At 56.8% G+C, this 16,807-nt stretch carries 18 protein-coding genes; 1 reads left to right on the top strand and 17 read right to left on the bottom strand.

Translation table 11 applies throughout. The features are described from left to right. Positions 1 to 123 precede the first annotated feature (123 nt). The 11 genes from phnE (IB237_RS01630) to phnG form a co-directional block, all read right to left on the bottom strand. Positions 124 to 1,473 carry a phosphonate ABC transporter, permease protein PhnE gene (phnE, locus tag IB237_RS01630; protein ID WP_192486866.1) on the bottom strand — a complete coding sequence of 450 codons (1,350 nt, stop codon included), beginning with the start codon at positions 1,471 to 1,473 and terminating at the stop codon, positions 124 to 126. Continuing rightward, positions 1,473 to 2,393, bottom strand: a complete 921-nt coding sequence (gene phnE / locus IB237_RS01635; protein ID WP_192487822.1) for a phosphonate ABC transporter, permease protein PhnE — start codon at positions 2,391 to 2,393, stop codon at positions 1,473 to 1,475. Before phnE (IB237_RS01635) ends, phnE (IB237_RS01630) begins: the two co-directional genes overlap by 1 nt. Before the next feature lie 128 nt (positions 2,394 to 2,521). Next, positions 2,522 to 3,427: a phosphonate ABC transporter substrate-binding protein gene (gene phnD, locus IB237_RS01640; protein WP_192486867.1), complete on the bottom strand. Its 906-nt coding sequence runs from the start codon at positions 3,425 to 3,427 to the stop codon at positions 2,522 to 2,524. Positions 3,428 to 3,509: 82 nt separating this feature from the next. Further along, a complete protein-coding gene (gene phnC, locus IB237_RS01645) occupies positions 3,510 to 4,367 on the bottom strand; it encodes a phosphonate ABC transporter ATP-binding protein (protein ID WP_192486868.1) in 858 nt (285 codons plus the stop codon). 97 nt (positions 4,368 to 4,464) lie between these two features. Further along, entirely contained in the window at positions 4,465 to 5,094 is a 630-nt protein-coding gene (locus IB237_RS01650; RefSeq protein WP_192486869.1) for a DapH/DapD/GlmU-related protein, read from the bottom strand. After that, entirely contained in the window at positions 5,091 to 5,798 is a 708-nt protein-coding gene (phnL, locus tag IB237_RS01655; RefSeq protein WP_192486870.1) for a phosphonate C-P lyase system protein PhnL, read from the bottom strand. The genes IB237_RS01650 and phnL overlap by 4 nt, the downstream gene beginning before the upstream one ends. 13 nt (positions 5,799 to 5,811) lie before the next feature. After that, entirely contained in the window at positions 5,812 to 6,591 is a 780-nt protein-coding gene (phnK, locus tag IB237_RS01660) for a phosphonate C-P lyase system protein PhnK (protein WP_192486871.1), read from the bottom strand. Further along, positions 6,588 to 7,490 (bottom strand): alpha-D-ribose 1-methylphosphonate 5-phosphate C-P-lyase PhnJ, encoded by a 903-nt coding sequence (locus IB237_RS01665; protein WP_192486872.1) that lies wholly within the window; start codon positions 7,488 to 7,490, stop codon positions 6,588 to 6,590. Before IB237_RS01665 ends, phnK begins: the two co-directional genes overlap by 4 nt. Positions 7,491 to 7,630: 140 nt before the next feature. Further along, positions 7,631 to 8,752: a carbon-phosphorus lyase complex subunit PhnI gene (locus IB237_RS01670; RefSeq protein WP_192486873.1), complete on the bottom strand. Its 1,122-nt coding sequence runs from the start codon at positions 8,750 to 8,752 to the stop codon at positions 7,631 to 7,633. A gap of 3 nt (positions 8,753 to 8,755) precedes the next feature. Further along, entirely contained in the window at positions 8,756 to 9,364 is a 609-nt protein-coding gene (phnH, locus tag IB237_RS01675) for a phosphonate C-P lyase system protein PhnH (protein WP_192486874.1), read from the bottom strand. After that, entirely contained in the window at positions 9,364 to 9,825 is a 462-nt protein-coding gene (gene phnG / locus IB237_RS01680) for a phosphonate C-P lyase system protein PhnG (RefSeq protein WP_192486875.1), read from the bottom strand. The genes phnH and phnG overlap by 1 nt, the downstream gene beginning before the upstream one ends. A gap of 100 nt (positions 9,826 to 9,925) precedes the next feature. On the opposite strand from phnG, the gene phnF reads away from it, so the two are divergent. Beyond that, a complete protein-coding gene (gene phnF, locus IB237_RS01685; protein ID WP_192487823.1) occupies positions 9,926 to 10,657 on the top strand; it encodes a phosphonate metabolism transcriptional regulator PhnF in 732 nt (243 codons plus the stop codon). Between the two features lie 89 nt (positions 10,658 to 10,746). Here phnF and IB237_RS01690 read toward each other — a convergent pair whose 3' ends face one another. The 6 genes from IB237_RS01690 to mepA form a co-directional block, all read right to left on the bottom strand. Then, positions 10,747 to 11,382, bottom strand: a complete 636-nt coding sequence (locus IB237_RS01690) for a 2,3-bisphosphoglycerate-dependent phosphoglycerate mutase (protein WP_192486876.1) — start codon at positions 11,380 to 11,382, stop codon at positions 10,747 to 10,749. Between the two features lie 30 nt (positions 11,383 to 11,412). After that, the gene (gene dapB / locus IB237_RS01695; protein ID WP_192486877.1) at positions 11,413 to 12,237 is read right to left on the bottom strand and encodes a 4-hydroxy-tetrahydrodipicolinate reductase; all 825 of its coding nucleotides are present in this window, start codon (positions 12,235 to 12,237) and stop codon (positions 11,413 to 11,415) included. A gap of 9 nt (positions 12,238 to 12,246) precedes the next feature. After that, complete coding sequence (locus tag IB237_RS01700) at positions 12,247 to 14,019, bottom strand: ABC transporter ATP-binding protein (RefSeq protein ID WP_371815215.1); 1,773 nt, start codon at positions 14,017 to 14,019, stop codon at positions 12,247 to 12,249. Between the two features lie 125 nt (positions 14,020 to 14,144). Next, positions 14,145 to 15,167 carry a glucokinase gene (locus IB237_RS01705; protein ID WP_192486879.1) on the bottom strand — a complete coding sequence of 341 codons (1,023 nt, stop codon included), beginning with the start codon at positions 15,165 to 15,167 and terminating at the stop codon, positions 14,145 to 14,147. Positions 15,168 to 15,219: 52 nt separating this feature from the next. Next, complete coding sequence (locus IB237_RS01710; protein ID WP_192486880.1) at positions 15,220 to 15,597, bottom strand: methylglyoxal synthase; 378 nt, start codon at positions 15,595 to 15,597, stop codon at positions 15,220 to 15,222. A gap of 95 nt (positions 15,598 to 15,692) precedes the next feature. Then, positions 15,693 to 16,745: a penicillin-insensitive murein endopeptidase gene (mepA, locus tag IB237_RS01715; protein ID WP_192486881.1), complete on the bottom strand. Its 1,053-nt coding sequence runs from the start codon at positions 16,743 to 16,745 to the stop codon at positions 15,693 to 15,695. Between the last annotated feature and the right edge of the window lie 62 nt (positions 16,746 to 16,807).

Below are 16,807 nucleotides of genomic sequence, written 5' to 3' on the forward strand. Positions count from 1 at the left end.
TTTCAAACATCATGGGAACTACAGCGAACCTCATTTGAAGCCAAAGCCGGGTTCGCTGCAAGTCAGGCCATGCGCCTAAATGATTTCCATGACAGAATGATGATGCTGTTTACGTCTCGATCGTTAATGTGCGGTTTTGCCGATCAGTCGCGAGCGAATGGCGTTGGAAATGCCATCGAAGAGGAAGACCACAAACAGGATCAGCAGCACCATATAGGCAACCTTGTCCCAGTCGGCGTTGGTGCCCATGGCCTCGAGCAATTTGAGACCGATACCGCCGGCACCCACGGCGCCGATGATGGTGGCAGAACGTGTGTTGCTTTCCCAGAAATACAGGGACTGTGAAATGAACACTGGCAGCACCTGCGGCACCACGCCGTAACGATTGACCACCGCAGGTGACGCACCCACCGACTTGACGCCCTCGCGCTGCTTGTCATCGACATTTTCCAGCGCCTCGGCATAAACCTTACCAAGCGCGCCAGTGTCGGTGAAAAAGATAGCCGCAATACCCGGAATTGGCCCAGGACCAAAGCTGCGGGTAAAGAACAGCGCCCAGATCAGCATATCAATGGAGCGAAGGAAATCGAAGGCGCGCTTCATGCCCCAGTTGGCAAGGCGGTTTGGCGTAATGTTGCGCGCCGCAATGAAGGCGAAGGGGAACGCGACCAGAGTACCCAGCAGGGTACCGACAAAAGCCATGACCAGCGTCTGCATCAGCTTGGATAGAATGTCTGCATGCTGCCAGACCTTGTTGTTGAGGAAATCGTCGGTCATGTTGGCGATGTTGGACTGGTTCGGATCCAGCCGTTCACCAACCGTCGCCAGCGCAATCAGCTCACCGACGCTTTTGCCCCAGAATTCCGACTGTGTATCGAAGAAAAAGTTGGCCCAGCCCATGAAACGACGCTGCACGTAAACCTGGCTGTCGCGAATTTCCGCCTGACCTTCGAAACCGTAGTTGACGATGACCTTGCTTCCATCCTGCTGGATGGCGGCTGGTGCATCAACCGGGGCAGTGACCATGTCCTGTGAGATGGTGACCGTGTAAGGCGTCCCGGCAACGTAAACCTCGACCTTGTCGGTGGTAATGTCCAGCCGGTCATCCATGCTGCCATAGGTTACCGTATAGCTGCCATTCTGATCGGGGATCAACCAGTCGATTTCAGCGCCCGCCGGATATTGTCCGCGGCTCGACCATTGTGGCACCACGGCACCGTCCTGGAAGCGCAGGCGCGGTTGCGCGCGCCAGGAGTACCAATCCTGAATATAGGACGATGCACGGTCCCAGCGGCCCTGCATCAGCGCGGGGCCAACGTTGAAGAATACGAAGCACAGCGCCAGATAGGAGACCACGGCCCCAAGGCTGATGAGCAGGCCATAGCGCTGCATGAAGCTCTTGTGGAACACGTGAGGGTAGGTCTTTGTCAGGCGCTCGCGCTCGGAGGCGTGGATCGATGGTGTGGACTTCATCAGACTGTTCCTTGCGCGCTGTCAAATGCCTGCTGGCCAATCAGCCGACGGCGAAGCCATGACGAAAACTGGTCCACTGCGATGATGGTGATCAGCAGCAGGATAATGATGGCGTAGGTCTTCGCGGCATGATCGCGGCCAATGGCCAAACGGAACACCTCACCAATACCGCCGCCGCCGACCGCGCCGATAATGGTGGAGGCACGCACGTTGATTTCAGCGCGCAGCAATGCGTAGGAAACGAAGTTTGGCAGCACCTGCGGCACGATGGCGTAGCGGACGCGTTCCAGCCAGTTGGCACCGGCGGCACGTAGGCCTTCATCGGGGCGCATATCTGCATTCTCGACCACTTCGAAGAACAGCTTGCCCAGCGCGCCCACGGTGTGGATGGTGATGGCAACGATAGCGGCAATCGGACCGATAGACAGGATGGCGGTCAGCAGACCGGCGACCACGATTTCCGGGAAGGCGCGCATCACTTCCATGATACGGCGCACAACCCAGCGCACAATTCCGGCACCAACCAGATTGGTCGACGCGAAAAAGCACAGGATGAATGCAAAGCCGGTGCCGATCAGTGTCGAAACAAGCGCGATATTCAGGGTGATGATCAACTGGTAGATGAAAAACGGAATATAGAAATTGTCCGTCACATACACCCGGTCGGCGGTGTAGTTGTATTTGAGTGAGCCATCATCATAGGGCGATGGCAGGTCGAACATGGCGCGGAAAATTTCCAGCGGACTATCCGGCACGAATGTCTTGATGAAATCGAACAGGTAAGGAAGACGTTCAAAGAACTTGCCCGAATTTGCATTATTCGCGAAGTTCAGCGATGCGCCGAGCGCGATCAGGAAAACGACGATCGAAATGGCCGTATAGATCCGTCGTGTTCTCAACTGCTGCTGATAATGACGCATGACGGTGGACGCGGATTGTCCCAGCCCGCCCAGTGTCGAAGTCGTCGAATGTCCGCTCATGCTGCATCTTCCTGTTGCGAAAAAAAGCGGCGGCTTAGAAGCCGCCGCTCTGTTTTTATCCGTACCAATCAGCCGCCGATAACGGACTTACGGGCGTCGATGATGGTCTGGTAGAAGGAAGCATCAACCTTGATGTATTCCTTGTTGTCGCCCTGTGTGAACGCCTTGAAGCAAGCATTGTCGTTCTTTGGCAGAGCCAGGAAGAAGTCTTCAACCTTGGTCTTCATTTCTTCGCCGACCTTGTTGGAAACCATCAGCGGGCCGTTAGGGATCAGAGGGGACTTCCAGACTTCGACGATATCGTCCATGTCGAGGTTGCCCTTGTTGACCATCTGGTGAAGGTTGCCACCGGTGTAGCCTTCTTCCCACTTGCCAACGCCCGAACCGAAGGTCGTGCCAACGTCGAACTTCTTGTCGAGAACGGCGAGAACGAGGTTTTCATGGCCGCCGCCGAAGCCGCTTTCAGAGAAGTATTCCTTGACGGAAGCGCCGATTTCCTTTGGCAGGGCGACGTTTGGAACGAGGTAGCCAGAGGTGCTGTCAGGGTCAGCAAAGCCGATCTTCTTGCCCTTGGCGTCAGCCAGAGACTTGATACCGCTGTCCTTGCGGGCAACCATGATGGAGTAGTAACCGGAAGAGCCATCAGCCTGGGTATAGGTGAGGATCGGGTCAACAGCGTTTGGATCTGTCAGAGCGATCTTGGCGTAGGAAGACGCGCCCATGGAAGCGATGTCGATGGTGCCGCCGAGCAGGCCCTGGATAACGCCGTTGTAGTCAGGCGATGGGAAGATCTGAACTTCGGAAACGCCGGTCGCAGCCTTCAGACCTTCAACCAGGCACTGGGTGTTGCGGATCTGGTCGGCTTCGTTTTCAGAACCGTCGAGACCGATGCGCAGAACCTTGACGTCCTGAGCCATAGCGGCACTTGCAAGCATACCAACGGCAGTCGCCGCGAGAAGAGCTTTCTTGAACATGAGATCATCTCCTGATGTCCGGTTGCCCGGTTTTGCTGATGAGTGATGCCCTTGACGCGGGCGTAACGATACTGTGCGGTCTTCAAACCCCGGCGACAGCCAGAGGCTCCAGACCGGCAGATTGCTTTGCATCGGCTTCAAGCCGAGCTCCTGGTATGGTGATGCTGGTGGAGGTCATGCTCTCGTCGATGCCTGCCCCATGCGAATCCGTACCGTAAATTTCCTTGACGGCGGCAGCCGTCAGTTCCGAAGGTGTGCCGTCAAAAACCACACGGCCAGCCGACATGCCGATGATGCGTTCGCAGTAATTGCGCGCCGTATCCAGCGTATGCAGGTTGGTCAGTACGGTAATGCCTTCGCGCTCGTTGATATCGCGCAGGGCGTCCATCACGATCTTGGCGTTGAGCGGATCGAGCGACGCGATCGGCTCATCGGCCAGTACCATCTTTGGAGACTGCATCAGGGCGCGGGCAATCGCCACACGTTGCTGCTGACCACCCGACAGGGTGCCTGCGGCCTGTAGGGCCACATGTTCGATGCCAAGGCGCTCAAGTGCGGAAATCGCCATGATGCGTTCGTCATGGGAAAAAATGCTGAGGAGGCTGAGCACGGTCGAACGATGGTTCAGGCGGCCCAGCATAACATTGGTCAGCACGTCGAGACGTGGCACAAGGTTGAACTGCTGGAAAATCATTGCGCAGTCGCGTTGCCAGTTGCGCAGCGAGGAGCCGCGCAGGCTGGACACTTCCGTGCCATTGAAGCGGATGGAACCGTCGGTCGGATCGACCAGACGGTTGATCATGCGCAGCAGCGTGGACTTGCCGGCGCCCGAACGTCCGATGACGCCGACCATCTGTCCTTGAGGAATTTCCACGTTCACAGCATTTACAGCAACGTGATTGCCGAACCGGCGTGTGACGTGTTGAAGTTCAAGGCTCATTGTCTGTCCCGTACGCTATTGCTTCGGGACTTGGACCTAACACCACCCTGTGAAGCGGAAGTGTCAGTTTGGTGAAGAAATTGTTACAAACGCCAGATCAGCCCGCCGCGCGATGTTCATATCGATCAACGAAGGATTGCGCATCCATCGAACGAAAATCCCCAAGCGCGGACCGAAGCGTCTGGTGGTCCCAGTTCCACCATGCCAGGCGGTCCATGCGCTCACCCAGTTCCTGTGAAAAACGCTCGCGGATCAATTTGGCCGGAACACCACCGACAATGGTGTAGGGTGCGACATCCTTGGACACCACGGCACCCGCACCAATCACCGCACCATTGCCGATTTTGACACCGGGCAACACGGTAACACCGTGACCGATCCAGACATCATGGCCGATGACGACGCGCCGTTGTCGGCGGGCAGCAAAGAAATCTGTCTCGTCTTCGGCATCGTCCCAATAGCTGGCGGCGCGGTAGGTAAAATGGTGCAGCGTGGCGCGCTCCACCGGATGGTTGGTGGCGTTGATACGCACCGAGGCGGCAATATTGGCAAAGCGGCCAATAGTCGCGCACCAGATTGCGCCGTCCTGCATCACATAGGAGTAGTCGCCCATCTCCACTTCATGAATGCGGCAGCGTTCGGATATCTCCGTGTAGCGACCAATGGTCGAATTCTGCACATCGGCCGTCGGGTGGATAACGGGTTGAAGACCAACCTTTACACTCATGCTGCAATCTTTCTCGGTGAGAATTGGGCCACGTCAATGATGCGGTCGGCAACCGCTTCACGCACTTCTTCGTCATGGAAAATGCCGAGCAGCGCGACGCCCTGCTGTTTCTTCTTCTGGATCATGTCGATGACAACGCGGCGGTTGCGTGCATCGAGTGAAGCCGTCGGTTCGTCCAGCAGCAGGATGGAATGGTCGGTAATGAAACCGCGGGCAATGTTGACGCGCTGTTGCTCACCACCGGAGAAGGTGGCAGGTGGCAACAGCCACAATGCCTCCGGCAGATTGAGGGCGCACAGCAGTGCCCGTGCCCGTTCACGTGCATCTTCCAATGGCACCTGTCTTGCCAGCAGTGGTTCGGCAACAACGTCGAGTGCGGAGACACGCGGCACGGTGCGCAGGAACTGGCTGACATAGCCGATGGTGCTTTTGCGCACTTCCAGCACGGTGCGCGGCGGCGCAATGGCAATATCGATCACCCGGCCTTCATGGCTGATCAGGATCTGCCCGCTGTCGATGGCATAGTTGCCGTAGAGCATTTTCAGGATCGAGCTTTTGCCGATACCGGATGGCCCCCCCAGCACGGCACATTCGCCGGTGGCGACTGAAAAATTGACATTCTCGACCACGGGCAGAACGATGCCGTCGCGAAGATGCATGGTGAAGCTTTTGAAGACTTCTGAAACCACGAGAGGCGTTGTCATGAGAGTGTGCCTTTCAGACTTGCAGGATCGAGGAAACGAGCAATTGTGTGTAGGGCTGGCGAGGGTCATCCAGCACACGGTCCGTCAGACCATGTTCGATGACGTGGCCGTCCTTCATCACCATCATGCGATGTGACAGAAGACGTGCAACTGCCAGGTCGTGAGTAACAACGATAACCGCAAGGCCGAGATCGTTGACCAGTCCGCGAACCAGATCGAGCAGACGGGCCTGCACCGACACATCCAGACCACCGGTTGGTTCATCCATGAACACAAGACGTGGCGAGGTCACGAGATTGCGGGCAATCTGCAGGCGCTGACGCATACCGCCAGAAAAGGAGCGAGGCTGGTCGTCAATGCGGTCAATGCCGATTTCCACCCGTTGTAGCCAGTCCGACGCCGTATCGCGGATGTTGCCGTAGTGGCGTGCGCCAACCGCCATCAGCCGCTCGCCGACATTGCCTCCAGCCGAAACGGTCATTCGCAGGCCATCGGCAGGGTTCTGGTGCACGAAACCCCAGTCGGTGCGCATCAGCAAGCGGCGTTCTGCTTCGTTGATATGGTAGAGATTGCGGGTCACGTCGTCGCGCATGCGATATTCAACTGTGCCGGCGGTCGGCAGAAGGCGCGTCGAGATACAGTTGAGCAATGTCGTCTTGCCCGAACCGGATTCACCGACGATGGCCAGCACTTCACCGGGCCATAGTTCGAAAGACACATCCTTGCAGCCAATCCGGCCACCGTAAAACTTGGAGACATTGCTGACTTTCAGCAAAGGCGTATCGCTGTTCATTCTGCTGCCTCCGGCATGTCTGGTGAAAGGTGACCGCGATGGCCGTGTTCACGACGGTCCTCGCAGTGGTCGGTATCCGAGCAGACGAACATGCGTCCGCCCGCATCATCCAGAATGACTTCATCCAGATAAACATTGTCAGCGCCGCACAGCGCGCAGGGCTTGTCGAATGTCTGGATCTCAAACGGGTGGTCGTCGAAATCGAGGCTGACAACCTCGGTATAGGGCGGGACCGCGTAAATGCGTTTTTCACGACCCGCACCAAACAGCTGCAAGGCATCGGACATGTGCATTTTCGGATTGTCGAACTTTGGCGTCGGCGAGGGGTCCATGACGTAGCGGCCGGCAACTTTCACCGGGTAGGCATAGGTGCGGGAGATACGGCCATTATGGGCAATGTCTTCATACAGACGTACATGCATGAGACCATATTCTTCGAGCGCATGCATGACACGGGTTTCCGTTTCACGTGGCTCAAGGAAACGCAACGGTTCGGGGATCGGTACCTGATAGACGAGCACCTGACCTGCCGTCAGTTTTTCCTCTGGAATACGGTGACGGGTCTGGATGATCGTTGCTTCGCTGGTATGGGTGGTTACAGCGACATTGGCCACCTTCTGGAAGAAGGCGCGGATGGAGACCGCATTGGTGGTGTCGTCGGCCCCCTGGTCGATAACTTTCAGCGTGTCGTCCAGTCCGATGATGGCAGCTGTGACCTGCACACCACCGGTGCCCCAACCGTATGGCATGGGCATTTCGCGGGATGCAAATGGTACCTGATAACCCGGCACGGCGATGGCTTTGAGAATAGCGCGGCGGATCATTCGCTTGGTCTGTTCATCCAGATAAGCGAAGTTGTAACCGGCCAAATCATCCTTGAATGAAACTTCAGGCGGCATTGTGCGTTATCCCTTCATGTAAAAGGAGTACAAGCTCATGGATACTGGAATTCTGATTGGTTTGTTCTTTGCACTGTTCATTGCGCTGAACATCGTTTGTGCAGTTTGGTATGCGGAAAGCCTGCGTAGCAGGAACAAGCTCATTCAGCAGCATCGGCAATACTTCCCGTAATATTGGCCGACACGCTGTTTTTTGACGCCTGATAGTCGGAGCGCATTTTTCGCACCAACGCGAGTTCCGCTTGAAAATCCACGTAATGCGGCAGCTTAAGGTGCTCGACAAAACCGGTTGCCTGAACATTGTCTGCGTGGGAAATGACGAATTCCTCATCCTGCGCGGGGGCGGTTACATCCTCGCCAAATTCGTCGGCGCGAAGCGCGCGGTCCACCAGTGACATAGACATGGCTTTGCGTTCGCTCTGGCCGAACACCAGCCCATAACCGCGGGTAAACTGCGGTGGCGCCTTGGAAGAACCCTTGAACTGGTTGACCATTTGGCATTCCGTGACGCGGATTTCTCCAAGCGAGACAGCAAAGCCGAGTTCCGGCACGTCGATTTCTACTTCGACCTCGCCGATACGCACCTCACCCACAAAGGGGTGGTTACGGCCGTAGCCACGCTGCGTGGAGTAGGCGAGTGCGAGCAGAAAACCCTCATCGCCACGTGCCAGCGATTGCAGACGCAAGTCGCGCGCCATCGGGAACTCCATCGGCTCGCGCGTCAGGTCACCGGCCTTGTGGTCCAAGGGCATTTCGCCATCGGTTTCAATCAGGCCTTCGGCTGCTAGAATGTCGGACACTTTGGAAACAGGGTCGATGCCATTGCTTTCGAGCGCCGCTTCTTCAACAAAGCCGTCTTCCAGCAGCGATGGGTCAAGCAGACGGTGCGTATAGTCGAAGGTTGGGCCAAGCAACTGACCACCGGGCAAATCCTTGTAGGTGGCGGAAACGCGGCGTTCGACCCGCATGTTTCCCGTTTCAATCGGTTTCGATGTACCGAAGCGCGGCAGTGTCGTGCGGTAGGCGCGCAGCAGGAAGATCGCCTCGATCATGTCGCCGCGCGATTGTTTGATGGCCAGTGCTGCAAGTGCAGTATCGTGAAGCGAAGCTTCGGCCATGACGCGGTCAACCGCGAGGCCAAGCTGCGCAACGATCTGCTCAATGGTCAAAGCTGGCACGGAACGGTCGCCGCGACGGCGGTCGGCCAGCAGGCGATGGGCATTGGCAATGGCGGTCTCTCCGCCTTTGACGGCAACATACATCGATCAATTCTCCATCAGGTCTATGCGCGTGCTGCGCGGCAGGCAGAGGAAACTGTCACCACTTGTCAGGATGACATCGATACCGCGTGGAAAGGCCAGTCGGTTTTCCGCCCACATATGCAGGAACGCCTGCGGCAATCCTTGCGGGGCAATCTGGCGCTCGTCGCGAATACCGGGACCGGTCAACCGAAGAGGTGATCCACCATCGAGCGCCGCAACCTCGATCAACACTGTCGTCGAGCGGTCCGGATATTCCTGCGTGCCGACTGAAAACAAGCCAAGCGAGGTCAGGGCGGCGCCAGCTTCAAACACCGCGAAACGGGCTCCACTCTTGTCGGTTTCCAGTTCGGCACCAGTATGGAATGAAAGCCAGCCGGGAACGCCTGACTTGGCCAGCTCACCGTTCATCCAGAATGGCGTGTCGTGATCGCAAAGCGTCAGCAACACGGCACCTGCGGCCTTGCCCAGCGGTGCTGGCGGTTTGACACGGGCGTCAGCCACATGAATGGTTCCGGGCTGCGCCATGCCATCCATCAGCTTGCGGAATACGCCCTGGGATTCGAAAACGGGATCGGCAAAACCACCCGACAGAATATCGCCCTTGTGGTCCATCAGTCGTCTCCCCGAACCATGGTGAAGAAATTGACGCGCGTTGCCGCGGTCTCCTGTTTCTTTTGGTTGGCGGTGGCCTGAAGGCGCTGTTCAACCGGCGACAGCAGATTGGCTTCAATCATGTCCCGCGTTGCCGGCTCCTGCCAAAGGGCGTCGAAGATCGCGGAAACCCAGGCTTTCTTCTTGTTGGTGCCAAGTGCATGTGCGTGACCGACCGTGCCGGAGGCCAGGCGGATCGTGGCACGTGTCATGGTTGCTTCACCAAGGTTGAATGCATCGCCACCGCCGCCAATGCGGCCGCGTACCATGACGAGGCCGGTTTCCGGCCCACGCACCTTTTCAGCTTCGGGCGACTGTTCCAGTCCGCCCCACACGCTCATCAGTTCTTCCATGCTGGCGCGTGCGAGCAGGGCTGCGACCCGCTGACGACCTTCAATCGATGGTATGTTCTCTGTTTGCATCTTATCCTCAAATGTCTATTGATATAGACAACCATACAAGATAGGATATTGCTATCCGACTGACATGACAAGCGTGTGACATATGACTGTAACGGCCTCGATGGGCGCCAATGTGCGCAGGAAAAACGGCGTCGCTCTCTGGCGGCAGATTGCCGACCGTATCCGGCAATCTATTCTGGCCGGTGAGTATGATGCTGCTGGCATGCTTCCCCCCGAAATGGTGCTGTCTGAAACCTTCAGCGTCAACCGGCACACGGTACGTAGCGCCATCTCGGCCTTGGCGGATGAGGGGATCGTTCAGCCACTGCAAGGTCGTGGCACGATGATTGTGCGCAAGGATCGGCTGAGTTTCCCGATTTCAAAACGAACCCGCTTTTCTGAAGGGGTTGGCGACCAGGTTCGCGAAATGCAGGGGCTGCTGTTGTCGTCATCAATTGAGACGGCACCAATCGAAGTCGCCCGACAACTGGGACTTGTGCAGGGTGCGACCGTCATCTGTCTCGAACTGTTGCGCAAGGCCGACCGTCGCCCGGTATCACGCTCCACCACCTGGTTTCCTGCCGACCGGTTTGAAGGCATTGCCGCAGCCTACGAAAAAAGCGGATCGATTACTGCGGCTTTCAAGGCGGTGGGCCTCAATGACTATATGCGCGCCTCGACAAAGATTTCTGCCATGCATGCCAGCGCCGATGATCTCGCCGCACTTGAGCTTTCACCGGGGGCGATCCTTTTGGTGACGCATGCGCTGAACACCGATCTGGATGGCAAACCGGTGCAATATGCCATCAGCCGTTTTCCGGCAGACACGGTAGAATTCCGGATGGAGAACTGATTTTCAGGACTGACACATTCAACGATGTCACATAAAAAAGGTCGGAGCGCAGAACGCCCCGACCTTTTAAATTTCCGTGCTGCCAGGACTCAGTGCGCGGCGGACATGTCGCCGAGAACGTCCTTGGAGATAACGGTGGAATCCGCTTTCAGCTTGTAAACCATCGGGACACCGGTCGCGAGGTTGAGCTTGAGGATCTCTTCCTTGCTCAGGCGATCCAGAACCATCACCAGCGAACGCAGCGAATTGCCGTGAGCGGCAACCAGTACGTTTTCACCACGCAGCACACGCGGCAGAATTTCGGTGAGGTAATAAGGCCAGACGCGCGCACCCGTGTCGCGCAGGCTTTCGCCGCCCGGAGGTGGTACGTCATAGGAACGGCGCCAGATGTGAACCTGTTCTTCGCCCCACTTTTCGCGGGCGTCGTCCTTGTTCAGGCCCGAGAGATCGCCATAGTCGCGCTCGTTCAGCGCCTGGTCGCGGATCGTTGTCAGGTCAGGCTGGCCAACATTGTTGAGAACGATCTGGCAGGTGTTCTGCGCACGGGTCAGGTCCGATGTAAAAGCGATGTCGAACTTGATGCCGTAATCAGCCAGTGCCTTACCGCCTGCATTGGCTTCCTGCACGCCAAGCTCGGTCAGGTCGGGGTCACGCCAGCCGGTGAAAAGGTTCTTCAGGTTCCAGTCGCTCTGGCCGTGGCGAACAAGCACGAGAGTTCCGCTCATAGTCAATTCCCTCCGTAAAAATGAAAATTATCAGGCTTCAGATAGCCCCAAAACATCAAGCATCGAATAAAGACCGGGCTTCTGGCCACGTGCCCATATGGCTGCTGCCAGTGCGCCGCGTGCAAAAATCGAACGGTCGCCAGCATAATGCGACAGCGTTACGCGCTCGCCTTCGCCTGCAAAAATCACTGAATGGTCGCCAATAACCGAACCGCCGCGCAGCGCTGCAAAACCGATCGTGCCTTCGACGCGTGCGCCAGTATGGCCGTCACGCACCCGCACCGATGATGACGCCAGATCGATCCCACGACCTATTGCTGCTTCATTACCCAGAAGCAATGCGGTGCCGGACGGTGCGTCAACCTTGTGTTTGTGGTGCATTTCAACCACCTCAATGTCCCACGCATTGGCGGGCAGAGCCTTTGCCGTCTGGCGGGCCAGCACACCGAGAAGATTAACACCAAGGCTCATATTGCCTGACTTGACGACGCGGGCATGACGGGCCGCCGCTTCAAACTTGGCTTCATCTTCCGGCGAGCAACCGGTAGTGCCGATCACGTGCACGATGCGGGCCTGTGCTGCAAGTGCAGCAAAGGTGACGCTTGAGGCAGGGGAGGTAAAATCGATCACACCTTCTGCATTCACGAATGCTTCCAGCGGATCGCTGGTGATCGCAACACCGTTCACGCCAAGGCCGGCGATCTCACCGGCATCCTTGCCGATGAAGGCAGAGGTTTCGCGTTCAATGGCAGCATGCAGCGTGACACCCGGGGTCTCGTGAATAAGACGGATCAGGGTTTGTCCCATACGACCGGCAGCGCCGACCACAACCAGTTTCATGTCGTTGCTGCTCATGCGTCAGTTTCACTCTTCTGCGGATGACTTCAGACCGCTGCCGGTCGATTGAAGATTATTGAGGTGAGCGTAAAGCCCGTTTTCCTGCTTCGCAAGCTCTTCATGCGTGCCTTGCTCAAGCACCTGGCCGTCATGCATCACAACGATCTTGTCGGCTCGGACAACGGTGGAAAGACGGTGGGCAATCACGATCACGGTGCGTCCGTTCATCGTCGTTTCCAAGGCTTTCTGCACGTAGGATTCCGATTCCGTGTCCAGTGCCGAGGTCGCCTCATCGAGAAGCAGGATCGCCGCATTGCGAACCAGCGCGCGAGCAATTGACAGACGCTGGCGCTGGCCGCCGGAAAGGCTCATGCCATTTTCACCAACCGGTGTGTCATACCCCATCGGTTGTGCCATGATGAAATCATGCGCATAGGCCTGTCTTGCCGCATCTTCAATCTCGGCATCGGTCGCATCGGGGCGGCCATAACGGATATTGTCGCGAATGGTGCCTTCAAACAGATAAGGCTGCTGCGACACATAAGCGATGTGGTGGCGCAGCGATGCCTTTTTGACATCGGCAATATTCTGCCCATCAACCAGAATTTCACCCTCCAGCGGGTCGTAAAACCGTGGGATGAGGTTGATGATGGTCGACTTGCCAGCGCCTGAAGGACCAACCAGCGCGGTAGTCTTCCCACCTTCCGCCACGAAAGACACGTTACGGAGAATGGAATTTTCCTTGTTGTAACCGAAGGACACGTTGCGCAGCTCGATTGTCGCATTGGCAACCGTCAGCTCACCGGCATCCGGCTTGTCACGCTGCAGCGGCTGCAAATCCAAGAGCTCGTAGATCATACGGGCGTTGACAGTTGCCTGTTCCATCTGCACCTGCAGGCGAGCCAGACGGCGGGCTGGGTCGTACGCCATCAGCAGCGCGGTGACGAAGGAGAAAAATGCACCGGGTGCAACGCCGCCGTAAATCGACCGGAAGGCGGCATAAGCCAGCACGCTGGAAATCGCGAGACCGGCAAATGTTTCGGTCAGAGGTGCAGTCCGTTCGGTCAGCCGGGCAATGCGGTTCGCGCGCCCTTCGGCCGATTTGATGACCTCGTTGACCTTCTCTTCCAGCTGCTTTTCCATCGTGAAGGCTTTGACGATGGCCATGCCCTGAATGGTTTCCTGCGTCGCGCCCAGAACGCGGCTGTTGAGCACGATGGCGTCACGCGTGGCACTGCGCAGGCGTTTGGAAATGTAACGAAGACCAATCAGCAGCGGTGGTGCAACCACCAGAATGACCAGCGAAAGCAGGGCATCCTTGGACACCATGACGCCGATCAGCGCGATTAGCGTCAGCAAGTCACGTGCAATCGAGGTGACGGTCAGGTTGAGAACATCACGCACGCCGCTGACATTCTGGGTGATCTGTGCGGCAAGATGCGCCGAACGGGCTTCGTTGAAAAAACCGACCGAAAGCGTCATCAGATGCGAATAGATACGCTTCTGATATCCGGCGACAATGTTGTTGCCGATCTTTGACAGCAGCACTGACTGGCCATAAGTCGCAAAACCGCGTAGCACGAACGCTGCGAAAATGCTGGAGCATATGATGATGACGAGGTCGGCGCGCTTGTTGGCGAAGGCTTCGTTGATCACCGATTCCATGATCCAGGCCGTAAAAGCCGTCGTTGCTGCCACCACGAGTAGGCAGGAAATGGCAAGAATGTAATTGCGCAAATGCGCACGGCCATTTTCAGCAATAATACGTTTCAGGATTCCCGAAACCTTTTCGGAATCCATCGGCTTTTTTGTGCGTACGGTAGAGTTCAAACGCTGATCTGCCTTGTTAGTGTGCGGCCTCCCGCTTTTGAGGCGGTTCTATAACCAGTCGAGGCGCTTTTGGCCATAGACAAGTTAATGCGCAGTCACACCACCCAACGCCGTCCTTCAAGCGTAAGGCCATAGTTTTCAGGCGAACGAGCAAAGGTTGCAAGCCCTGCGAGTGCAGCCTGCGAATGAGTCACCACATAGGTAGGGATGGTCGAGAGCAGGGCGTTATGTGGAGCCTTGTCTTCAAAGGCTGCGCGGAACTCTCCCTGTTTAAGTGCGGGGATGATTTTCTGAGAAATACCACCCGCCAGATAAACGCCACCGCGCGCCATGAAGATCAGCGCAAGGTCACCTGCCAGACGCCCGAGATAGGTGCTGAACAGGGTCAATGTTTCGGCAGCCTGTGTGTCGTCACCAGCCAGGCCATGCGAGGTGATGTCAGCCGGGTCCTTGAAGGCGGGCTTGACGCCATCCGCAGCGCAAACCGCGTTATAAAGGTAAACCAGCCCGCGTCCGCACAGGATCTGTTCGCCAGAGATACGGCCCTCGATGGGCTCGAGATGCGGAAAAATCTGGAAATCACGTTCGCTTCTTGGGCCGATATCGACATGGCCGCCTTCACCGGGAACCGGGAACCACATGTTGCGGGCATGGACGAGGCCGGCAACGCCAAGGCCAGTACCAGGGCCAAGCACGACACGTGATGCAATCATGTCCTTGTTGTCAGGGCCGATAATGTCGCGGTTTTCATTATCGAGTGCCGAAATCGCCAGGGCCTGCGCTTCAAAGTCATTGATGACAATGATGTCTTCAAGGCCAAGCTTTTCCAGCATCTGCTGAGGACGTACCACCCAGTCGCAATTGGTCAGTGGAATTTCATCGCTTTCGATAGGACCAGCGACAGCCAGAATGGCCGAACGCGGCTGCACTGAAGTTTTGTCGAGGATCGATGTCTGGATTGCGTCATCAATGGTGGCGAAGTCGGCGGTCTTGACGCTGACGAACTGCCGAGGTTCTGCAAAGGCATCCAGGAGAATGGAAAAACGGGCATTGGTGCCGCCAATGTCGCCGATCAGAATTGGAAACGGGAGATGATCTTTTTCGATATTTTTTGACATGGATGCTCTCACCGTGGAATTTGAAACAGGGCGTGACCGGAAACGAATTTAATTAAAGCTGGAAATCGACCAGTTTTTCCGCAGTCGCCCGATTGAGCGCCATGGGAATGTCGTAGACGGTTGCAAGTCGCGTCAAGGCTTTTACATCGACATCATGAGGCATTGATGTCAGTGGATCGACAAAGAAAATCAGCATATGCACTTCGCCTTGCGCAATCATCGCGCCGATCTGTTGGTCGCCGCCAAGGGGACCGCTCTTCAGACGCGTGACGTTGAGGTCAGGGCAGGCATCCTGCACGCGGCCGCCGGTGGTACCGGTGGCGACAATGCGCCATTTGGCCAGAGACGCGCTGTGCTGGCGGGCAAAATCCGCCATGTCGTCCTTTTTCTGATCGTGGGCAATCAGGGCGATGCACTGTTCGGATGCCATGCCATCAACTTTCATGTCATGAATTCAATCGATTTGATTTCTTCTATAACAGCTTGTTGCCATTTGAAAAGCCGGGTTTGCCCGATCCGTTGAATTCAATTCACCGGACGGGCAAGTGGTATCGGTACACCGGCAGGGGCACTGCCGCTGACAGCATCTTGCGAAATAATCGCCTCGATCTGCGAAGAAGGCTGTGATGGCGCAGAATAGGCGCTTGGCAGTGCAGAGTTAACCGACGCAATGGATGGAGCCGCCAAGACCGAAGAACAGGCCTTTGGCAAATCCGACAGCATCATTGGACGCGGTTTGACCGGTTTTGCATTCGGGTCTTTTTTCGGCGGAGCCCATGGTTCTTTGGTGAACCACCAGGCGAGTGACTTGTCGCAACCGTCGCCGGCTGGAACAGCCGCCTGCGGTTTGCAACCGGCAGCACCGGCCGGGCACTTGATACGAATATGGAAATGTTCGTCATGGCCGTAAATTGGTCTGATTTTGCCCATGTCGGAGCGGTCACCCGACCATGTTTCACAAAGCTTCTTTTTGATGGCAGGGTTTACGAAAACCCGGTCTACCTGCGGATAGCTGGCAGCCTGCATCACAAGACGTGCGTGGGTAGAGGTCCAGCGATGCGGATTGACGGTCAGGAACTTGTTCTTGTCCAGCATAGAGGTGAACGGCAGGTTGTCACGCTCCTGCGGTGTCATCACGCGGTTTGGCATCGGCGTAAACCAGATGTCGGCATCAAGGCCGATCTGGTGCGATGCGTGACCGGACAACATGGGGCCACCACGTGGCTGCGAAATATCGCCCACCAGCAATCCCGGCCAGCCGATTTTCTGCGCATCCTGTGAAAACTGTTCTAGCAATGCAATCAACTGCGGCTGACCCCAGTTGCGATTGCGCGACGGACGCATGGCCTGCCAGCCCGGCCCATCCTTGGGCAGGGCAACGGCACCCGACTGGCAACCCTTGGCATAAGATCCATAAGGCGACGAGGCGTTGGCATTGGGCAGGAGCGCTGCGCCAAACAATTCCTTGGCAGGTTTGTCATCTAAAGCGTAGGCAGTGCCGCCCATGCCAATGTTGGATGAGAGGACCGCCAGCGCGACAACGCCGGTACGCCAGATGCCATCAAGTGTCGTTTTCATTCTCGTCTGCCGCATGTGAAAGTGATTTGCCCACAAGTCTAACTGAAAAGCGCATCAAGCTG

Origin of the sequence: Agrobacterium sp. AGB01 (genome assembly GCF_014851585.1) — a bacterium.
GTDB lineage: Bacteria > Pseudomonadota > Alphaproteobacteria > Rhizobiales > Rhizobiaceae > Agrobacterium.